Source organism: Neptunicella sp., assembly GCF_048268085.1.
Classification (GTDB): domain Bacteria; phylum Pseudomonadota; class Gammaproteobacteria; order Enterobacterales; family Alteromonadaceae; genus Neptunicella.
Genome location: NZ_JBLWWF010000013.1, coordinates 60,724 through 79,695 on the forward strand (window position 1 = coordinate 60,724; position 18,972 = coordinate 79,695).

An 18,972-nucleotide genomic window follows, 5' to 3' on the forward strand; every position below is an offset into this window, starting at 1 on the left:
CATGGCAAGAATAGCGATCATCTTACATGACCTGCGCGGTGGTGGAGCTGAAAAAATGATGGTGCGACTGGCCAATCAATTGGCTGTCGAACAGGATGAGGTTGAGCTGGTACTCATTGGTGCCGGTGGCATTAATAAAGCCTTGGTCAGTGCCGAGGTAAAACTGGTCGAACTGGGTTGCCAGCGCACTTTGCAGGCATTTACACCATTGCGCAAATATTTATCTCAGAACCGTCCTGACGCGATTCTCGCGGTACTCACCCATATTAATGTCATTACTGCATTGGTTTGTTGGAGTTTAGGGATAAGCAATCGATTAACCGTTAGCGAACGCAATACGTTTTCGCAAGATCGAAAAATGAATACCAGTGTGGTCATGCGCAGCGTCTATTGGCTCGCACCGTGGATCTACCGCTGTTTAACCAATCCGGTCATTGCGGTATCCCGAGGTGTGGCTGATGATTTAATTGCCTGTAGCGTGGTACGCGAACAGGATGTGATCACCGCACCAAATCCGGTCATTAGCGAACAAAGTCTGCACGCATCCTGCCAACCGGCACAACATCCTTGGCTACAGAATAAAAACGGTAAAGTGGTGGTGGCCGTCGGCAGACTGAATCATCAAAAAGGCTTTGATTTACTACTACAAGCTTTTGCAGATATGCCGCATCAAGCTAATTGCCGCTTGGTCATTTTTGGTGAAGGCGAACTACGAAGTGCTCTTGAAACGCAGATCCGCGCCATGAATTTAACCAGCAGGGTCGATTTAGCCGGCTATATCGATAACCCGCTGGCCGAGATCAAACAAGCCGATTTATTTGTTTTATCTTCTCGTTTTGAAGGTAGCCCGAACGGTTTAGTCGAGGCCATGTCAGTGGGTACCCCAGTAGTGGCGTTTGATTGTCCTCACGGCCCGCGGGAAATACTTAAGCCACATCAATCAAACTGTTTTGCTGGCTGCTTGGTGGCCTATTTGGATGTTGCGGCATTAAGCCACGCCATCCACTCCCAGTTAAACCAATCCTGCTCAGCGCAAATCAGGCAGGACATTATTGCATCAGTGCAAGGTTTTCATACCCCATTGGCATCACGTATTTATCGGCAAAAATTGCTGAGCCATTGTGTACAAGGAGCCGGTTGATGCAATTAACCATTGAGCGTACCAAACGACTTTATTTGCTGTTAGCCGTACTGTATTACCTGGGTTTTATTAACTTTATCAACCAGTTAGTAACCGGAGGCAAACAAGGACATGCGTTTGCTTACAACGCCGCTGGCAGCAGTATTAAACAAGCAGTGGGTATTCTGTTACTTTTAAGCGGCTTGTATTTGCTCTCTCGTCAATCACCACAGCGCTTAATGAGCGGGCTTAAGCGTAATATGTTCTGGGTGGTGCTGGTACTGTATTTCTTGATTTCGGTGTCTTGGTCTTATGCACCGGCAATTAGTTTTCGTCGTGTTATCGCCTTTAGTACATTACTGGTGGTGGCGTACTGTTTAGTTGAGTTTTTTGAGCCTGTATCACTGCTCAGCCTTATCGCTCGTGCCATCAGCATCGCTGCCGGGTTGGGACTGCTGTATTATTTAATCGATCCTGCTGCTGCCTCAATCAATGATAGCGACATCCGCGGCAATGCTTTCCTGGGCATTATGGCGGATAAAAATACTGGCGCACGCTTATATTCCTACGCCATTTTAATCTTGTTTGGATTGGGCCTATATCGTCGCCATCTGGATAAATTGGCGTTATTCGCACTATCGATGTGTGTTTTATTATCTCAATCTGCCACCGCCTTGGTCATGACTGTTGGTGGCATTGGCCTTATCAGCATTTTACGTTTTATTCGCAGTCATCACGCCCGCCGCAACCTGAACCGGATATTACTGGTGTGTATGATGTTGGTGGTCGGTGCCGTCGCGGTTAACTACTTGTACGAATACCTGCTGGAATTATTAGGCCGAGATCCCACTCTGACCAACCGGGTGATTATCTGGCAATTAATGGACACCTATGTTGAACAAGAGAAATGGTGGGGATACGGTTTTGGCGCTTTTTGGGCTAGCGATGCGGTAGACGGTTTTGTGGATAGCTGGGGCTATATTGGTAACGCCCATAGCGGCTATTACGAAGCGTTGCTCAATGGCGGCATTATCTGCCTGACCCTGGTGTTTCTGATTTTTGCGAAAACCCTGGTGGATTTAGCCAACAAATATATCCGTGATCCATTAGGCGATTTCTACGCCGTTCTAATCCCAATTATTCTGTTACAAGTGGTGGTCAATTATGTGGCTTTTATCATTATTAACCACAACAGTTACGACATGTTTATTTTTGCGCTGATCTCTTTTATCGCCTGTCATCAGAGTGCTGTTTCAGCAAACTTGTCAGCCAATAGCATCCAAATTGACAATGTTCACCATGCTCAGTTTGATCAAGTGCAAGGAGGCCGCTCATGACCAATAGTGGCCAACCCGCTTTAGGATTAAAACGGCATAATCATAAGTTAATCAATCTGATATGGATTTTTTCCGGTAATTACGGGAATGTTCTGTTCTCAGTTTTTTCCTTTCTGACCTATGCCTATTTTTTAACCCCAGAACAATTTGGTATCGGTATTTTCTGTATTGCGGTGGTGGAATCCTTTGGCATCATCTATGGCAGTACCATTGAAGATCCGCTAGTGCGTCGCCCTAATTTACGCCATACCGATATCAGTTCAACGTTCTGGATTGGCGGCTTAATCAGCTTAATCACCAGCGTCACTGCATTATCAATTGCATATTTACTCAATTACCCCTTCATCCTGCTAATGGGTTTCTGTTTTATCAAGTTAATTTTCTCAATGTTATGTCGCCCGATGGTAGCGATGTGCCGTAAATTACGCCAGTTCAAGTTGCTGTCGATTCGCACATTGGTCGCCCGCTTAATGGGCACAACTGTGGGGATTATCGTGGCCATCCAAGGGGGAGGAGAGTGGGCGTTAATCAGTCAGGCGGTGTTTATCGAGGCGTTTTCCTTACTGCTACTGCTTAGTGTCAGTCACGGTTATTTAACTGCACCAATCAGCCTTAAAGCCTTTAATCGCATAGTACGAGAAGGGATCCCCATCGGACTGAAAGCCAGTTTTTGGAGCATGCTAACCCGCGGTACCATCATCGTTTTGGGGTTGGTCAGTAATGCCACTGTATTAGGCTACTTTGGCTTTGCCAACCGGTTGGTGCGCTTACCGTTAACGGCCACAACTAATAGCCTTAACAGCTATGCGTTGCCGGTCCTGGCTAACAAAGTCAATAATCAACAAGATGTTGCCACATTTTTTATGCAGATCACCTTAGCAACATCGGCCATCTTTAGTCCGATATTCTTGCTCGGTAGCGCTTTAGCGCCGGTTTTTATCCCCATGATATTCGGGGCTAAATGGCATGATTCCATCGTTATTTTTCAATGCCTTAGCCTTATTTTCGGGCTTAAATTCTGCATGTTGTATGTCTCAAAAACCCTTTCAGCTTACGGTAAAGCCAAGTTGGGTTTAGGCAAAGAGTTCATCAATCTGTGTGTGTTTTTCACTATTATATCCCTTGCCGGTGCGAAATATGGCGCCTATGCAGCGGTGCTGGCCCTTTGCGTGCATGCCTGTTTCGATGCGCTAATCAAGTCCTATTCATTATCCCGATTGCTGACAATTAACTTTATTGCCATTGGCTTGGGTCAACTGCGTATTGTTTTATGCTCTGCCGGGATGATGTTCTCCGCGGACCAATGCTGGCAAATACTGCACAGAGCCCAGATTTTCCATCCCATTGTGGCATTTTCGATCACCCTGTTGATCGGAATCACAACCTATTTGGCATTGCTAGGGCTGCTCTATCCTCACAGTTTTTCGTTAATTAAAGGCTTGTTAAACAATAGTGTAAGTCATCCACCACACGAAAATCGTCTTTCATCAGGAGTCTCTGACAATCAAGAAAAGCAGGTATTACCATGAGCTATGACTCTTTTTTCTGGCTACATATTAAGAAGTCAGCAGGCATTTCAACCCGTCATTTATTGCAACCTTACTATCCTGAAGTGGACCGCACCCATTGGCCGGCTAATTTTATTCAGTCACCCGCTGACCAGCATAATGACATTCTAAACAACTACCGAATGTTGCTCGGCGAATATCAATTCAAACGCAGTCTGTTTGCCAAAGAAGTGCTTTATAAAAGGGAATGGGACAATATGTTGTCCTTCGCGTTTGCCCGTGAGCCGGTCTCCCGCTGTATCAGCATGTTTTACTACTTGTACTGGCACAGCGGCAGTCTGAAATCCTTAATTAAAAGCGCAGCACAGAAAACCCTTAAGACTCGCAAACTACATTACAGCACTGCCGGGGCCTTCGATCACTTTTTGGATTATGTGGCCAAAGCCCAGTATGCCGATTCGATTTATTCCCCACTGGGAAGCCATTTTTCCACCCACACCAATTCCATGTGGCGGGATGTTACTGACTACGATGGCACTGTTTTACTGACCCGTATTTATCGGCTGGAAAGCCTGTTACCGGCGATTAATCAAGTATTCGAAGATTGTGGATTACCGAAAAGGTTGCAGCATTCCCAGCGCAGTAACCAGACCAGTAACAAAGGTCAATATCAACCATCCGCCGCGCAACGAATCAAAATTGAAGCGTTATTTAGTCAGGATTTTGAATTATATGAATCCGCAATTAGTTGCTAAACAACTGACAAGATGAGGACACAATGACAGTTAATATCCCTAATTCCAGTGTGCGAAATAGCCAAGGCGTGACCCAGCTAAAATATCGGTTATTTTCGTTTCTGCCGCGCCGACTTTTTTTAGAGTTACGCTGGAATGCTAACCGCTTATTACGCCAAGGTAATCACACGCAATCTCAATATTTACGTCAGCGAACCAATTGCGATGCTGATGCGAATTCTCTGCATCCTTTTGACAAAACCCAATCGATTTTTGTCCATATTCCTAAATGTGCTGGCATTTCAGTGAACCACGCCCTGTACGGTAATCTGGCGGGCGGGCATAAAACCCTGGATCAATATCTACGCATTTTTGAACCCAAATTAGTATTGTCCTATTTCAAGTTCAGCATAGTGCGTAACCCGTGGGACCGATTGGTATCAGCCTATCACTTTTTACAAAAAGGCGGAGCTAATCAGCAAGATCGCGACTTTTTCCAGCACAATTTGGCTGATTACCCGCACTTTAAAAGCTTTGTCCATGGCTGGTTAAACGCCCAGAACATCCAGAAATGGTATCACTTTAAGCCACAATCGGATTTTTTACTGGATAGTTCCGGCAAAGTTAGTCTGGATTTTATCGGCCACTTTGAAAACCTGCAAAACGACTTTGACTATATTGCCAAACGTTTAGGCAAACAGGTCAGGTTACCGGACAGCAATAAAAGTCGGCACGGAGATTATCAAGCCTATTACGACGATGAAACCCGCAACATCGTTGCTCAAGTTTACTCTCGCGACATCGCGTTACTCGGCTATACCTTCGATAACAGCGGTATGCAGTCTATTTTTAATCACACTAATAAAGGAGTGGTAGCAGATGAATAATACCTGTAGTGACAGACGCCCCGAATTATCATTTTGCATTCCTATTAAGAATCGTTTCGACGATATACAAGCAACACTGCGCCAGAATTTGGATGACAACCGCGCGGATGAAGCACAGATTGAATTTATCTTAATCTGCTTTGACGACTTTTATTATCCCGCTATTGATGAACAAAACGAACATCCATTAAGACCCAATGTACGCCAATGGATTGAACTGAATTTCGCCGATGAGTTAGCCAGTGGTTACTTGCGGTTTTACCACTTAGATGGATTAGCCGACTGGCATTTTGGCAAAGCCAAGAATGCCTTCAAACCCTATATAAAAGGTAAAATATACGCCAGCCTGGACGGTGATAATTTTACCGGTAAGCACGCAGGTCGCCATATTATTGATGTGTTCCGTCAACACCATTACCAATGTATTTTGCACCAGTTTCAGGGCGACTATGGCGATGGTACTTGTGGACGTATCGCATTAAAACGCGAACATTACATGCAATGGGGTTATGACGAGCATTTTTTACCCCGTCAGTGGGATGAACTGGATGCGATTCTAACCACCTTGGTCAATCATCCCGAAGTCACTTACCTTTGTTATGTGGGCCAAGGTAAAAACATTATCCAGCGTAGTTATCCAATTCGTCGTTATTTAAAAGAACATAATCGCGAATTTAAACAACAGGAAATTGCCGATCCCGGATTATTTACCCAACAGGACACAAGTGCTGCCGCAGTGGGGCAGCATGATTCCAACTATGTGGGTCAGGATATTCATTTGCGATTGGCCTCAATTTACAACAATCATTTGTCGCTGATTAAAAACTCGGACAGACCCGACCTGATCTATCGCTATGAACAGGAGTTGATGAACTGCCAGCAAAATATGTTGCAACAAATTGAACCACAACGACTAGAAAAATGGTTTCTCAATCCCCTGTCTAACCGCAGTCATGGCAATAATCCCCAAGAGGCCAATACCTTGTTATTTGGCTGGATTGATCACACTAAAATGGATCACAGCACCTTTAGTGCATGGCATGACCATCATTGCCAATTAGGGGTGGAATGCTTTTTCCTGGTAGTGGATAGTTCCGCTCGTTTTAGTGGTTTTGACACCAGTCTTTTTCCGGATGTACAGCTAATGGAACCCGCCGTCAGTTTGCCGCAGGAAAATACACCGGCGAGCAGCATGTTTTTATTGGAAATATTGTTAAAAGTGCACGGCCAGAATAAACAATGCTACTTATTAGGTGAAGATCCTTGGGTACCGGTTGATTTAACCCGCTTACACGTACCAGCAGGCAAAAACATCACCGGGGCAATATTGTCCCATGACTATCTGGTAAATCCATTGCTGGAAAGCCATTTGTGCGAGTATGTCAAAACCGCTCGCACACAAAAACAACAATCCACCCATCGGATAATTAACAAAGTAAACAAGATTATCCAGCGCTTACTTGGCGACTTGGAAGCTCTGAAAGATCGCTCAATCAACCATCTAAAAAAGCCCCCGTTATCCTATGACGGACCCATTTTACTGAATTGGCAACCGGACATGAGCCTGAGCCGTGAACAGGGAAAACTGAGTGTGACCGCCAAGCAGCAACGTTATTCCTACGTGCGCTTTACGGGAGCCAAGTCGTGATTTCATCGTTACTGGCCAGTATTTTACCCAAATCATCGCCCCAACGGGATCAACGTCCACGGGTGGCGTTGATCCATCCAGAGGCTGGAGTATCTTCCAATGGCGGCTCACAACTGAGTGCCCTTGAACTGGCACGCCATTTACAACCCTATTTTCAGGTCACCCTGTTATGCAGTGCGAAATCAACCTTGCCAATGGGTAACGATGCCAACGACTTTGTTAAAATTCTCCCGGCATTACCACGGGGACGGGTAAAACCTTGGTTACATCACCCAATTATTGGTCCCATGCTAAGACCATTGGCTAAAAATCCAGAGATATTAATCGAGTTACTCAGCAGTTTCTTACCCTATTTTTGGTATTTAATGCGCCATCCGGTAGATTTGTTATACCCCAACAATGGCTATGCCGGATTAGTTCTGGCCAATCGTGTACGGGCGTTAACCGGCACCCCAGTGCTTTACACAGAGCGAGCCGGCAGGCTGGCAGACGGTAAAATTTTGCAGCGGGATCTGGGTTATCAACCCGATCATATGGTGGTCTTTGATCAAGATACGCTGGATATTGTCCATCAATCACGCCCCAATCAATCGGCCAGTATCATTCCGAATGGCGTGGATTTATCCCGTTTTAGCCCGCAAGGGGACAAAATCAACCTCGGCTTACCCGGGCCTATTGTGGTATGTGTTGGTTCATTAGATAAATCTAACCACAAACGGATTGAGCTAACCATTCAGGCCATGGCCAAGTTACCAGAATACAGTTTACTGATCTGTGGTGATGGGCCAGACAGGCACTACTTCCAGCAAATGGCGTATCGCTATTTAGCCTCAGAACGAATTCGTTTTGCCGCATTCGGGTTTGAACAAATGCCAGCGGTATACCGTAGTTGCGACTTGTTTACCTTAGCCTCAAACAACGAACCATTTGGACGGGTTTATCTTGAAGCCATGGCATGTGGCTTGCCAGTGGTGGCTACTGATGATGCGATGCGGCGCAGTATCATCGGGCAGGCTGGTTTACTGTGTGATGTTACCGATATCGATATATACGCGCACAAGATCCAGCATGGGCTCAAACTCAAAACCCAACTCGGTTGGCAAACTGAGGCGAAGAAACAAGCGATAAAATTTAGTTGGATCAATGTAGCCGAACAATATGCCGAACTCATGCTACAAATGATTAATGACAAGGCACAAGGTACGGTGAGAGATTCAGTATGAGTGAACGTATTTACTATTTTCCTTTCAACCATGTAAATCGATACGTTGACTTAACCAAACAAACACTCACGGATATTGGTTACGAGGTACTCAGTTATCGTCACTTGTATCGATTTAACAACCTGCTGAAACGGCAGGAGAACACGGTCGTGCTGAACTGGTTTGAAGATCGACCTTATCGCAAAAGTTTTTCCAGTAAACAACAACGCCTCGAATTACTCCGTACTACGTTAGGTATTGTGTTAATGCGACTGTTTTGCCGGCGTGTGATCTGGGTTAGGCATAATTACCTACCACATAATCTGGCGAGCTCATCTGAACAAAACCCGGATGAAAAAAAGCCGTTAGTCAACAAACTACCCCAATTGCCTAAAATCTCGATACAGCGCCAGCATACGATGCAGAAAAGGCAGACTCCGCGCCCTCTTTCACACCGTATCAACTGTTTTTTATTACATCACCTTGCCAGTGAAGTGGTGTGTATGGAACCAACTGATTTTGCGACGGCTATCGTTCCTCATCCACTATATCGCAGCGATCATCAATTACAGGATGCCATTAGCACAGCGATACCGTTTCAAGCCGAGCAGCCACCATTGGAATATGTGTTTTTCGGTACGATTAAGCCCTATAAACGCCTCGATGAATTACTGGAGCATTGGCCGCTTGGAGTCCCATTAACCATTATGGGCTATTGCTCCGAACCTGAGCATGTCACTCAGTTAAAGTGCATTATTCAACGTCGCGGTTTGTGGGTTAACTGGACAAATGAATATGTCGATGAGCAGGAATTAAATCAAACACTGGCACACTGTCGCTATGTCGTCATGCCACATGAGGATGACAGTATGATTTCGTCGGGGACGTTTTATCACGCCGCCAGTTATGGCACTAACTTTATCTGTTTCAATTCGAAATTTGCCCGACACAAAGCGCAGCAGCATCACTTTGTGCATATCGTGGATAAAACCGGTCTGCCCCAGCAGTTGTCGCGAGTTAACTACATTCCACGCCGCGAGGTGATGGCGCAAGCCCTTAAACATTACGGTCAGACTGCACAACAGCAAGCCTGGAAGCATGTTTTAGTTAACAACGGGGTTAAGCCGCAGCTTTGTTTAACCACCAAACAAAGCCTTGGCGACTAGGGGCGCTTAAACAGAAATTTGACCGGGCGGTACTGGGCTAACTTGCTCGCCACATGCCCGGTAATTACGGCAAATAGCACTGCGCATAGCATGGTTAATCCATGTGAATAGATGTCCAATTTAAGCAATAACATTCTGGTCGCAGCGGGGAAAGGGAAATGAGTGAGATAAATAAACACACTGATCCCACCCAGATACACCATCAGCCGGGTCATTTTCCAGCGCGGCAACAGTGCGGTAATGCTGATACAAAATTTAAGAAATGCCAGTACCGTGACCATCGACAAAAATACCAGTAAATAGACGGGGATATAAGGCTTAACAAAAGCCACAATGGGGCTCATTAAAATAAATATCAGGATCCATAAGCGGCTTTCTTTTGAAGCAAACAACAACTCCCGAATCGAGTCGGCATAGAAAAAACCTACCGCATAAAATACGTAGATCCACGCTAAACGCTGAAAAATAGAGTCATCAAACCATCCGTAATACAGGCTATTAAGCATATTAACTGCCAATGCAATACCCACCACCCAAGGGGCAGACTGATGTCGTACCCAAATCGTAATGGCAAAAGACAATAACAGCGCATAGATAAACCAGATAGTCGGTACCGGATCCCAAAGAATATGCAGTATTTCATTGGCCTGCATATGGGTATTGGTAAAACTGTTCGACAATAAACGGGTCAAATAAATAATCACGCTCCAGACCAGATAAAGATATATCCAATCGAGTAATTTATTACCTAATTTGGCATTGTCGTCTTGCAGAATAGAACGGCGTACGAGCATCCCCGACACCATAAAAAACATCGGCATCAACCAAGCTCTAAAATAGTTAGCCACCAAGGTAATATTACCCGAGACATCGGCAAAGCTGTTCAACGTGCCTTCACTGGTGTGATAAACCACCACCAGACAAATACCGACACCTTTGGCAAAATCCAGCCAAGCGACTCGCTGTGTACTATTGGTCATGGTTCATACCTGCTGTGTGAGGTTATTCAAAACGATAATTAAACAAGGCGATTTCTTCTTGGTAAAACCGAGCGATTAAATCGATGGTTGCATTATCAAATTCGAGACGAGGATCGTTTTTTTCACCGGCAATTTTATGGGGCAAAGCCTTATCCTGCAGCCCAACATGGCGACAGATACGCTCAAAATGCTCCTGTAGGTTTTCAAATCGGGCAATATAATCCATGGCGATATTGCCCTGAAAATCTTTTAACCAATAGGTTTGTGGACGCAGAAATCCTTTACCAATAAAGCGTTGCATAAACTGGTTAAAACTCAGCGTGGGATCAATCCCATAATTACGCTGATGGATCGGATCACGCATGGCATTTTTGTACCATGAATGGGCTCTTAACCAGGGATTACGCACCACTGTAAATTTAAAATAGCGCTGATACTGCAATGGATTAACGCCAAGTTCATTATTAGGATTAGCGGCAACGCGATAGCGGTGACGCAGACGTCTTGCATAATCCTTAAGGTTTTCGATGCTCGAAAATGTACTGGCCGACATCGCTGGCGACTGGATCATGCGGATACTGCGATGATCTTGCCCACCTCGCCCCTGATGACGGTCAAAATGGCCAAAAACATCTTCAATACTGGTTCCGGCACATTTAGGAATGTGAATAAAAATGCACTGATGTTGATGCGAGATCATTACTGATGTGCTCCTTGCTTGATAATACCAACTTGCGTGATCCCCAAGGCTGAAAGCTGTGAAAAATTCATAATCGGCTCATTACCAACAGGTAATAAAACAGAAGACTGCGGATTGGCTAACAGGGCTGGCAAGAACGTTTTATCGAGTTGTTGGGCGTACTGATAAGGCAAATCAATAATCGCATTTAGCTTGGCGGCGGCTAACTCGGTGTTATAAATAAAATTGTTGCGAAATACGCCAAATCCACTGCGATCAATGACGCCATAGCCTTTGTTATCCCAGGATTGCTGATTAATCAGGATGTTATTTTGCGCCAGTGCCCAATAACTGTTGTCGTCTTCAAACCCGGCCCCGGCAATACCGTTAGCACTGTTATTCACCATCAGATTCTCGAAGATCAGGGTTTTACCGGCAGGTGCCGCAAACACGCCTCCGAGTTTAATGCCTGTCCAGGCCCGGCCGCGCTCATCGCCCAGATTATGAATATAATTATTAAAGATATAACTTGGGCCTAACTGATTGGGGATGGCGCTAACGCCGCAATAGCCCTGCTCGACTTCGTTGTTATAAAACAGCACATTAGATTGACCACCATCCAGTTCCACCACATCGTCATTGGCATAGGCCAGATAGTTGTCATAAATCGCCGAGTCACGCACGAAACCACCCCACATTCGCGCATTAGCATCCCCTTCAATCACATCATTAAATCGATGTTCGGCAGTACCAAAAAACCGATTATGGCGTATCACTATTTGACCTTTAAAATCGGGGTTAGGGTGATTAGCCCACGCCAAATAGGCATTGGGACCTTTAGGGTGACCATTCCCCCAATGACTGGCTTTAGCACGGGGCGAATGCACAGTACAGTGTTCTACCACCACCACACCGGTGCGCATTAAGGCAAAGGCAGAATCGTAGTTAATCGGTTCTTGATCGGTTTCCAGTTCAAAATAGTGTCCATTTTTTTCAATAGCAGGCGCCCTGCCCCAACCAGAAATATCGCAACCGTTAAACCATAAATGGTGAGCCTTATAGCTATTAATGGCATTTTTGCGGCCCCCAACCACAGTGATATTTTCAAACAGGATATAGCTGTTATTGCCAATCTTAATCGCTGAATTATCGTCATCACTGGCAATAACCGGAGTTTGGGCATCTCCGACAATTTTCGCCCATCCTTTCGCCGAACCATGAATATTCAGCGCTTCAATATCCAGCCGACCACCGTGATAAATGTCGGATAATTGATACACTTTATCCGGGTCAACCGGTGGTGAATTAGCTCGGGTAACAAATGATTCAAGATGTGTATCAAGCAATTTATGGGCGTTATAACGAGTAATTTCTACATCGTATTGGGTGTCTGGCTGTAGATGCACAATGCTACCCGATAAGGCACTGCGTACCGGATCCCATTGCAATTGCAATGCCTTTTGCCAGGTGTCAGAGCCGGTCTGACGAAAACGAATCTCAGCGCGCTCATCACGCTGTTGCTCAAATAACGTAATGCTAGCGGAATGAAATAATGGCTGTATCTTAATCGCTTCATTACGTTTAATACTGTTTAAAAAGCGCCACCCCTGATCAAGACCTGCGCGCTTGGCGACGGCCATGACCAAGGATGGCGAAAAGTGCTCGTCGTTTTCGAGCATGTGGAGCAACTGATAACTTTCGATGGGATAGAGCAATAACGCTGCCAGAATAGTTTTCTGGCGATCCTGATCTGAATTCGGATTAGCACTTAACAGCTGAATAAGTGGAGTATGTTGCGCTAACCCGCTAAGCAAGTAACTGACCTGTTCAGGATATTGCAATAAATCCACCGCACTTTGTGGTGGCAAGAGTCCTTTGGCTTGGGTGTCGTTGATTAACGTCACTATATCCAATGACTGAGTGACAGGTTGCGTCTTAATAACCGCTAGCAATCGATCACCGGGTTGTAACCCGGATAAACCAGATGACATTCCAATATTGGCAGAAATATCAGTATTATCAGTTACTTCCGCGAATGAAACGCGACTGATAAAAACCAGAAAAATCACTAATATGGTGTTTTGCAATCCCATTTGCACCCTTGCTGCCAAGTGTTATCCAACTCAATAACGTAACTATAAGCAAGCCTTGAGCCAGATATAACAACAGGCTATTTATTGAGGGTTAAGCTTGTTAACAGGGTATTCACAATTGGCCTGAGTAACGTATACTGGATAACAGATGAAAACCTTTACATTACAAATAAAACAATCACTTATAGATTAATAATGAATACAAGCAGCAAGGCAGTGAAGTCCGTAGCAATTGATTTTAACCGTCCAACCTCACCGCAAATATTTAATTTTTTACGCGATGAAATTGTGGCGATGAAATTATTGCCCGGCACTAAAATATCTGAAAATACGCTGGCCGATCGCTTTAGTGTGAGTCGCACTCCGGTACGTGAAGTTATTGCCAAGCTAGTGAATTGGGGATTTGTAGAAGTACGCCCACAACGGGGAACGTTTGTGTCCAAGCTCAGCTTAACGCAAATTATGGAAGCTCGCTTTATTCGCGAAGCTTTGGAAATTGCCGTGGTGAGTCATGTGGCGGAGCATCGCACCGATGAACTGATTGAACAGTGTCAGAATATTATTGATCAACAGCAGTTGGCGGCCAACGAGCACGATGCGTTAAAATTTCAGTATCTGGATGATGCTTTCCATCAAACCTTAAGTGACTTCACCCACTTTGAACGTGCTGCCAACTTGATTCAGTCTGAAAAAGCCCACATGGACAGAGTTCGGAATTTAAGTTTGCAAGAGCTGGGCGGCCAATACCAAAGGGTGCTCGCGCAGCATAACGCTATTTTAAACGCCATAAAATCCGCCGATCCCGAAAAAAGCCGTGAAGCCATGCGTACCCATACCCGTGAAATTTTGGCCATTCTTAGCACAGTACAAAACATGCACCCCGACTATTTTGAAGAGCATAGTGCCGACAGAGACATCACCCCACAAATAATCTAAGGTTATGCACAGATAAAAAAAGCCCCAGTCTGTTAACAGCTGGGGCTTGTTACTACCAGGAACTAGCGATTAGAACTTGCCACTGATCCCAACGTTATAAGTTGCTCCTGGGAAATAGGCGCGGAACGTTTGGCTATCATTTTCCAAATAGGTCGAAATTGGCTCATTAGTTAGATTGTATGCATCAAAACTAACGGTTAAGTCGTAATCGGTTGCTACCGGCAAGACATAGCTCGCTGATATATCTACCTGGCTGCGATCGCGAGAGAACAAAGGCGTTCCCCAAATATCACCACTATCTGCACCATCCTGATGGTAGTATGTGATGCGCGTCTGGAAGGCATCATTTTCATAATAAACCGTCAAGTTGTGAGAATCGGAAATACCGGTAATTTGCGTGCCTTCATCTGCATCCTGACTGATTTTATTAGCACTGGCATTAAAACCTAAACCAGGCACAATAAAATCAAGTGGCTGCACCCAAATCGCTTCGATACCAGTCAGTTTAACCATTCCTTTGATATTAACCGCCGCACTCACGTTAGTAATACACTGGTCAGAATTAACCCCACCGCAGTTGGCTAACTGTTCTTCCTGAATGGAGCTCAAATCAGTAATATCCACGCCCCAATCAACCAAATCGGCAAATTGTACTAACGTACTTTCAGTGCGGGTAAAGCCAACAATATCTTTTTGATAGAAGTTTAAGCCCACATAACCCAAGTCACTGAAGTAATATTCTCCACCAAAATCAAAGTTAGTTGCTTCGAATGGCGCCAATGCTGGGTTACCGGTATCAATGGTTTCAATACCGGCCGAAGTCCAGTTAGTATTGGGATACATTTTGGATGGATTAGCACGGGTTAAGCTGCGCGAGGCACTGGCTCGAAGTTTTACATCATCAGTCACATCATAAACGGCACTGAATGAGGGTAATAACCGGCTATAATCGGTACTGGCTGAACCATTTAACGTAGAAATGTCCTGCTGGGTATCCACATAACGTAAACCACTATTGGTGCGTAATGTACGACCGACAATTTCGGTTTCGGTATTTATTTCAAAGTATACCGCCGTGACTTTTTCAACAATATTACCGACACTGCCACCAAACTGGTTACCGGTGCTCGGCTCTGGCTCGAATCCATCATAGTTAATATCGTTTTTGAACTTGTCCCAGTCCAGTCCCACTATGCCATTTAAGCCTTGATAACCATCGATATTCTTACCCAAATCAGTTACTTTGGCATCGACTAAATACTGACCAAAGTTGCTCGCGATATTGGGTTGGTTAGCCAGAATATAGTCGCCATATCCGGTACCGCTATAACCTTGTGAGTTAGACTCCATTTTGTCTGACGCAAAACCAAACAGAATACCGTTGCGGGTTGGATCAGCACCCCAGGCGAAATCAGCATGCAAACCGGTGGTCTTATTCTGACGTGAGCCACGAGCAAAGCGTAAATCCATAGACTGCACATCGCCTTCCGCACCCGGACCGGCAACCAGACTCCAGTCGTTTGACGCTGTGCTCAGATCACCACTGAAATCCATAGTAGGTACAATGCTGCCATTATCGTAGGCAAAATTAACCGTACCCTGCGGGCCAAAATACAGAACATAAGGTTCGTTACGATCAAAATCGGATTCAGTGCGACTGGCAGAAATGTCCACTTTAAAATCATCTGACACATACCAGCTAAAGCTGGGCATAATGCTTAAAAATGACAATTCTTCGTCATATTGACGTGTGCCCACCCAAGGGCGTGCACCATAAAAAGTACCGCTCACAATACGCTCACCGTCACCGCGATCAACAGTCTGAATATTTTCCGGCAACCAGGCCAAATCATATTGCAGATAATTGTTACGATAGATCAGCATTGCTTCGGTACGCTCTGCTTTATAGTCGGAATCGGCTTTAATCACATCCAACGCCAAATCCATATCTTCGTTTGGCTTGTATTCGAAAGACAACAAGGCTGATACCGAGTCTTTGGTACCGCCCATGGTCATCATGCGAGCAATACGCGGCATGCCCATATTATCCAGTTGTGCGTCTGACAATCCCGACACCTGATTAATATCCAGCATATCACCGGCATTTACCCCGGAATGCGAAGCGGCGTAATCGGCCGTGGCGATATTGGTATACTGGAAGTTGTTCCAGCCGGTACTCCCGGCAACACAACCTGCGGTGCCTTCTGTCCATTCTGCCACGCAGCCATTCTGGAAGTTGGCATCTTGTTCAAAGCCATCAACACGGGTTTTAGCCTGCTTACCCACAATAGTAAACAAGGCACCAAATTTGTCATTGGAATAACTGTAAGTAAAGGCCGCTTTGGGGCTCACATCACCCTGAGTTTCTTTATAAGCGCCATCTAACGAGAAACGAACATGCTGTCCTTCGCCCATTTCAGAAGCACGCGCAGTACGCATATTAACGTAACCTGACACCCCACCTTCAATCTGGTTAGCGGTAGCGGTTTTGGCTACGGACAAGCTGCTAAACAACTCGGTCGGAAACAGATCCAAATCCACTTGACGATCACTGTTACCCGCATCCAAACTGCCGGTAGACGCAACTGACATGGAATTACCGTTTAATACGATCTTAGTAAAGCCCGGGCCTAATCCCCGTACCGAAATTTGCTGACCTTCACCACTAACTTCACGGTTAATTTTAACCCCCGGAATTCGTGCTAGCGATTCGGCCAAGTTCAAACTCGGCATCTTACCGATATCATCGGCAAACACTTCATCACTGAAGCCATTGGAATCACGCTTGGCGTTAGTTGAGTTTAACAAACTGCCACGATAGCCCTTAACCTCGATTACCTCTTCAGGATCACCATTGCTATTAGTTTGCGGAGTTTCTTGCGCCACAGCACTGGCTGCCGCAATACTTAAAAGAAGAAGGCCTTTTTTACTCAACTTAAAAGGGATTGTCTTTTTCATCATTCACCTATTCGTTCTCAATAATATGATTGTGAGGAGTTGCCACTTGTATCAACGATAAATCGGAAAAAAGCGTTAATTAATTGCCATCAACTAACTTGTATACAAGTATTCCGGAAAGGTATCTGATCAAATTAGAAATATCTACGAGAATGTAATCCGATTGTTTCTTTTGCCCTTACGTTAATTAACAATTCACCAACACAACTAACAAAACGTTGTCATTAGCACCGTTAATGAAGCATTTTGGAATGCGAAATAAATTATCCCCGTGAGTACGGGGAACACTCTTTTTGGTTTTTTGGTGGTTGTGAGGCTGACGGTTCATCCCCGTGAGTACGGGGAACACAGCTTCCAGACGGAATGCCGGATGACTCATTGCGGTTCATCCCCGTGAGTACGGGGAACACTAATAACGTTAAAATTACTACCACATGCCACGCGGTTCATCCCCGTGAGTACGGGGAACACATTAATAGTACCAAAATGCTATAATTATTACTCGGTTCATCCCCGTGAGTACGGGGAACACTTGAAACCAGCGCCGATCCTGTCGTCAAAGTGCGGTTCATCCCCGTGAGTACGGGGAACACGAAATACACCACATTGTTTCGATCCAAATGACCGGTTCATCCCCGTGAGTACGGGGAACACAAATAATCGTTCTAGTGTTGGTGACGAAGGCGCGGTTCATCCCCGTGAGTACGGGGAACACAACATGGCGCAGATGTGTTTTTTGTGTTGTGGCGGTTCATCCCCGTGAGTACGGGGAACACGGCAACTATGTTGTGTGTTTGGGTGGTTTTTACGGTTCATCCCCGTGAGTACGGGGAACACACCGTTAACAATACGCACGACATTAAATTGCGCGGTTCATCCCCGTGAGTACGGGGAACACCAGATTAAAACTGGACAGCACAAAACTGGGCGCGGTTCATCCCCGTGAGTACGGGGAACACGCATACCAATCGTTTCCTCCATGCAGAAAAACCGGTTCATCCCCGTGAGTACGGGGAACACCGGTTACTTGCGTTAGTCAACTCCTGATACATCGGTTCATCCCCGTGAGTACGGGGAACACAATCGCAATCCCCGCAGAAAAGAAAATATTGTCGGTTCATCCCCGTGAGTACGGGGAACACAAAGTATTTAAACGGAATGGGATGCCTAATGGCGGTTCATCCCCGTGAGTACGGGGAACACGAATGGGATGTGGCGGTCGTCTGGCTGGATTTCGGTTCATCCCCGTGAGTACGGGGAACACTGACGAGGCCATCAATCAGCGTTAAATCCCCGCGGTTCATCCCCGTGAGTACGGGGAACACTCCGGCTCCATTTTTGTATAATCAAAATCATCCGGTTCATCCCCGTGAGTACGGGGAACACTAGCCGCAGCCGCGTAATGCACATAACCTGTTCGGTTCATCCCCGTGAGTACGGGGAACACTTTATCTTTGCGAGTTGAGAGTCCCGCGCGGACGGTTCATCCCCGTGAGTACGGGGAACACACAACCGAGCGCGAGCCACCAGTTTGAAAGTGCGGTTCATCCCCGTGAGTACGGGGAACACTTGCTGGCCGGTGAAGATGTACCGGTAAACAGCGGTTCATCCCCGTGAGTACGGGGAACACCTGCACATACATTACCAGGTTAATACAATGGCCGGTTCATCCCCGTGAGTACGGGGAACACTTTATATCGTTATTAAAATAACCGGCAACCTTC

The 18,972-nt window shown here is 45.6% G+C and carries 13 protein-coding genes and 1 CRISPR repeat array (1 of these 14 only partly in view); of the genes, 9 read left to right on the plus strand and 4 right to left on the minus strand.

Annotation, left to right across the window (positions count from 1 at the left end):
* Position 1 precedes the first annotated feature (1 nt).
* From ACTD55_RS11705 to ACTD55_RS11740, 8 genes are read left to right on the plus strand one after another with little or no spacing between them, the layout of a single operon-like run.
* Positions 2–1,141, plus strand: coding sequence for a glycosyltransferase (locus tag ACTD55_RS11705; RefSeq protein WP_438864512.1), 1,140 nt, complete (start codon positions 2–4; stop codon positions 1,139–1,141).
* A complete protein-coding gene (locus ACTD55_RS11710) occupies positions 1,141–2,457 on the plus strand; it encodes an O-antigen ligase family protein (RefSeq protein WP_438864513.1) in 1,317 nt (438 codons plus the stop codon). The genes ACTD55_RS11705 and ACTD55_RS11710 overlap by 1 nt, the downstream gene beginning before the upstream one ends.
* The gene (locus tag ACTD55_RS11715) at positions 2,454–3,986 is read left to right on the plus strand and encodes an oligosaccharide flippase family protein (RefSeq protein WP_438864514.1); all 1,533 of its coding nucleotides are present in this window, start codon (positions 2,454–2,456) and stop codon (positions 3,984–3,986) included. Before ACTD55_RS11710 ends, ACTD55_RS11715 begins: the two co-directional genes overlap by 4 nt.
* Entirely contained in the window at positions 3,983–4,720 is a 738-nt protein-coding gene (locus ACTD55_RS11720) for a sulfotransferase family 2 domain-containing protein (RefSeq protein ID WP_438864515.1), read from the plus strand. The genes ACTD55_RS11715 and ACTD55_RS11720 overlap by 4 nt, the downstream gene beginning before the upstream one ends.
* A 23-nt stretch (positions 4,721–4,743) precedes the next feature.
* Positions 4,744–5,586, plus strand: a complete 843-nt coding sequence (locus ACTD55_RS11725; protein ID WP_438864516.1) for a sulfotransferase family 2 domain-containing protein — start codon at positions 4,744–4,746, stop codon at positions 5,584–5,586.
* Positions 5,579–7,234, plus strand: a complete 1,656-nt coding sequence (locus ACTD55_RS11730; protein WP_438864517.1) for a hypothetical protein — start codon at positions 5,579–5,581, stop codon at positions 7,232–7,234. The genes ACTD55_RS11725 and ACTD55_RS11730 overlap by 8 nt, the downstream gene beginning before the upstream one ends.
* Positions 7,231–8,457, plus strand: coding sequence for a glycosyltransferase (locus ACTD55_RS11735; protein ID WP_438864518.1), 1,227 nt, complete (start codon positions 7,231–7,233; stop codon positions 8,455–8,457). Before ACTD55_RS11730 ends, ACTD55_RS11735 begins: the two co-directional genes overlap by 4 nt.
* Positions 8,454–9,602 (plus strand): hypothetical protein, encoded by a 1,149-nt coding sequence (locus ACTD55_RS11740; protein ID WP_438864519.1) that lies wholly within the window; start codon positions 8,454–8,456, stop codon positions 9,600–9,602. The genes ACTD55_RS11735 and ACTD55_RS11740 overlap by 4 nt, the downstream gene beginning before the upstream one ends.
* Here ACTD55_RS11740 and ACTD55_RS11745 read toward each other — a convergent pair.
* From ACTD55_RS11745 to ACTD55_RS11755, 3 genes are read right to left on the minus strand one after another with little or no spacing between them, the layout of a single operon-like run.
* A complete protein-coding gene (locus ACTD55_RS11745; protein ID WP_438864520.1) occupies positions 9,599–10,582 on the minus strand; it encodes an acyltransferase family protein in 984 nt (327 codons plus the stop codon). The genes ACTD55_RS11740 and ACTD55_RS11745 overlap by 4 nt on opposite strands.
* A gap of 22 nt (positions 10,583–10,604) precedes the next feature.
* A complete protein-coding gene (locus ACTD55_RS11750) occupies positions 10,605–11,282 on the minus strand; it encodes a sulfotransferase family 2 domain-containing protein (RefSeq protein ID WP_438864521.1) in 678 nt (225 codons plus the stop codon).
* Positions 11,282–13,354, minus strand: coding sequence for a right-handed parallel beta-helix repeat-containing protein (locus tag ACTD55_RS11755; RefSeq protein WP_438864522.1), 2,073 nt, complete (start codon positions 13,352–13,354; stop codon positions 11,282–11,284). Before ACTD55_RS11755 ends, ACTD55_RS11750 begins: the two co-directional genes overlap by 1 nt.
* Positions 13,355–13,570: 216 nt before the next feature.
* Here ACTD55_RS11755 and ACTD55_RS11760 point away from each other — a divergent pair, with 216 nt between their 5' ends.
* Entirely contained in the window at positions 13,571–14,290 is a 720-nt protein-coding gene (locus ACTD55_RS11760; protein WP_438864523.1) for a GntR family transcriptional regulator, read from the plus strand.
* 69 nt (positions 14,291–14,359) lie between these two features.
* On the opposite strand, the gene ACTD55_RS11765 is transcribed toward ACTD55_RS11760, so the two are convergent.
* Positions 14,360–17,248 carry a TonB-dependent receptor gene (locus tag ACTD55_RS11765; RefSeq protein WP_438864524.1) on the minus strand — a complete coding sequence of 963 codons (2,889 nt, stop codon included), beginning with the start codon at positions 17,246–17,248 and terminating at the stop codon, positions 14,360–14,362.
* Positions 17,249–17,507: 259 nt separating this feature from the next.
* Positions 17,508–18,972: direct repeats of the CRISPR family, unit length 29 nt; unit sequence CGGTTCATCCCCGTGAGTACGGGGAACAC (it continues 2,164 nt past the right edge of the window).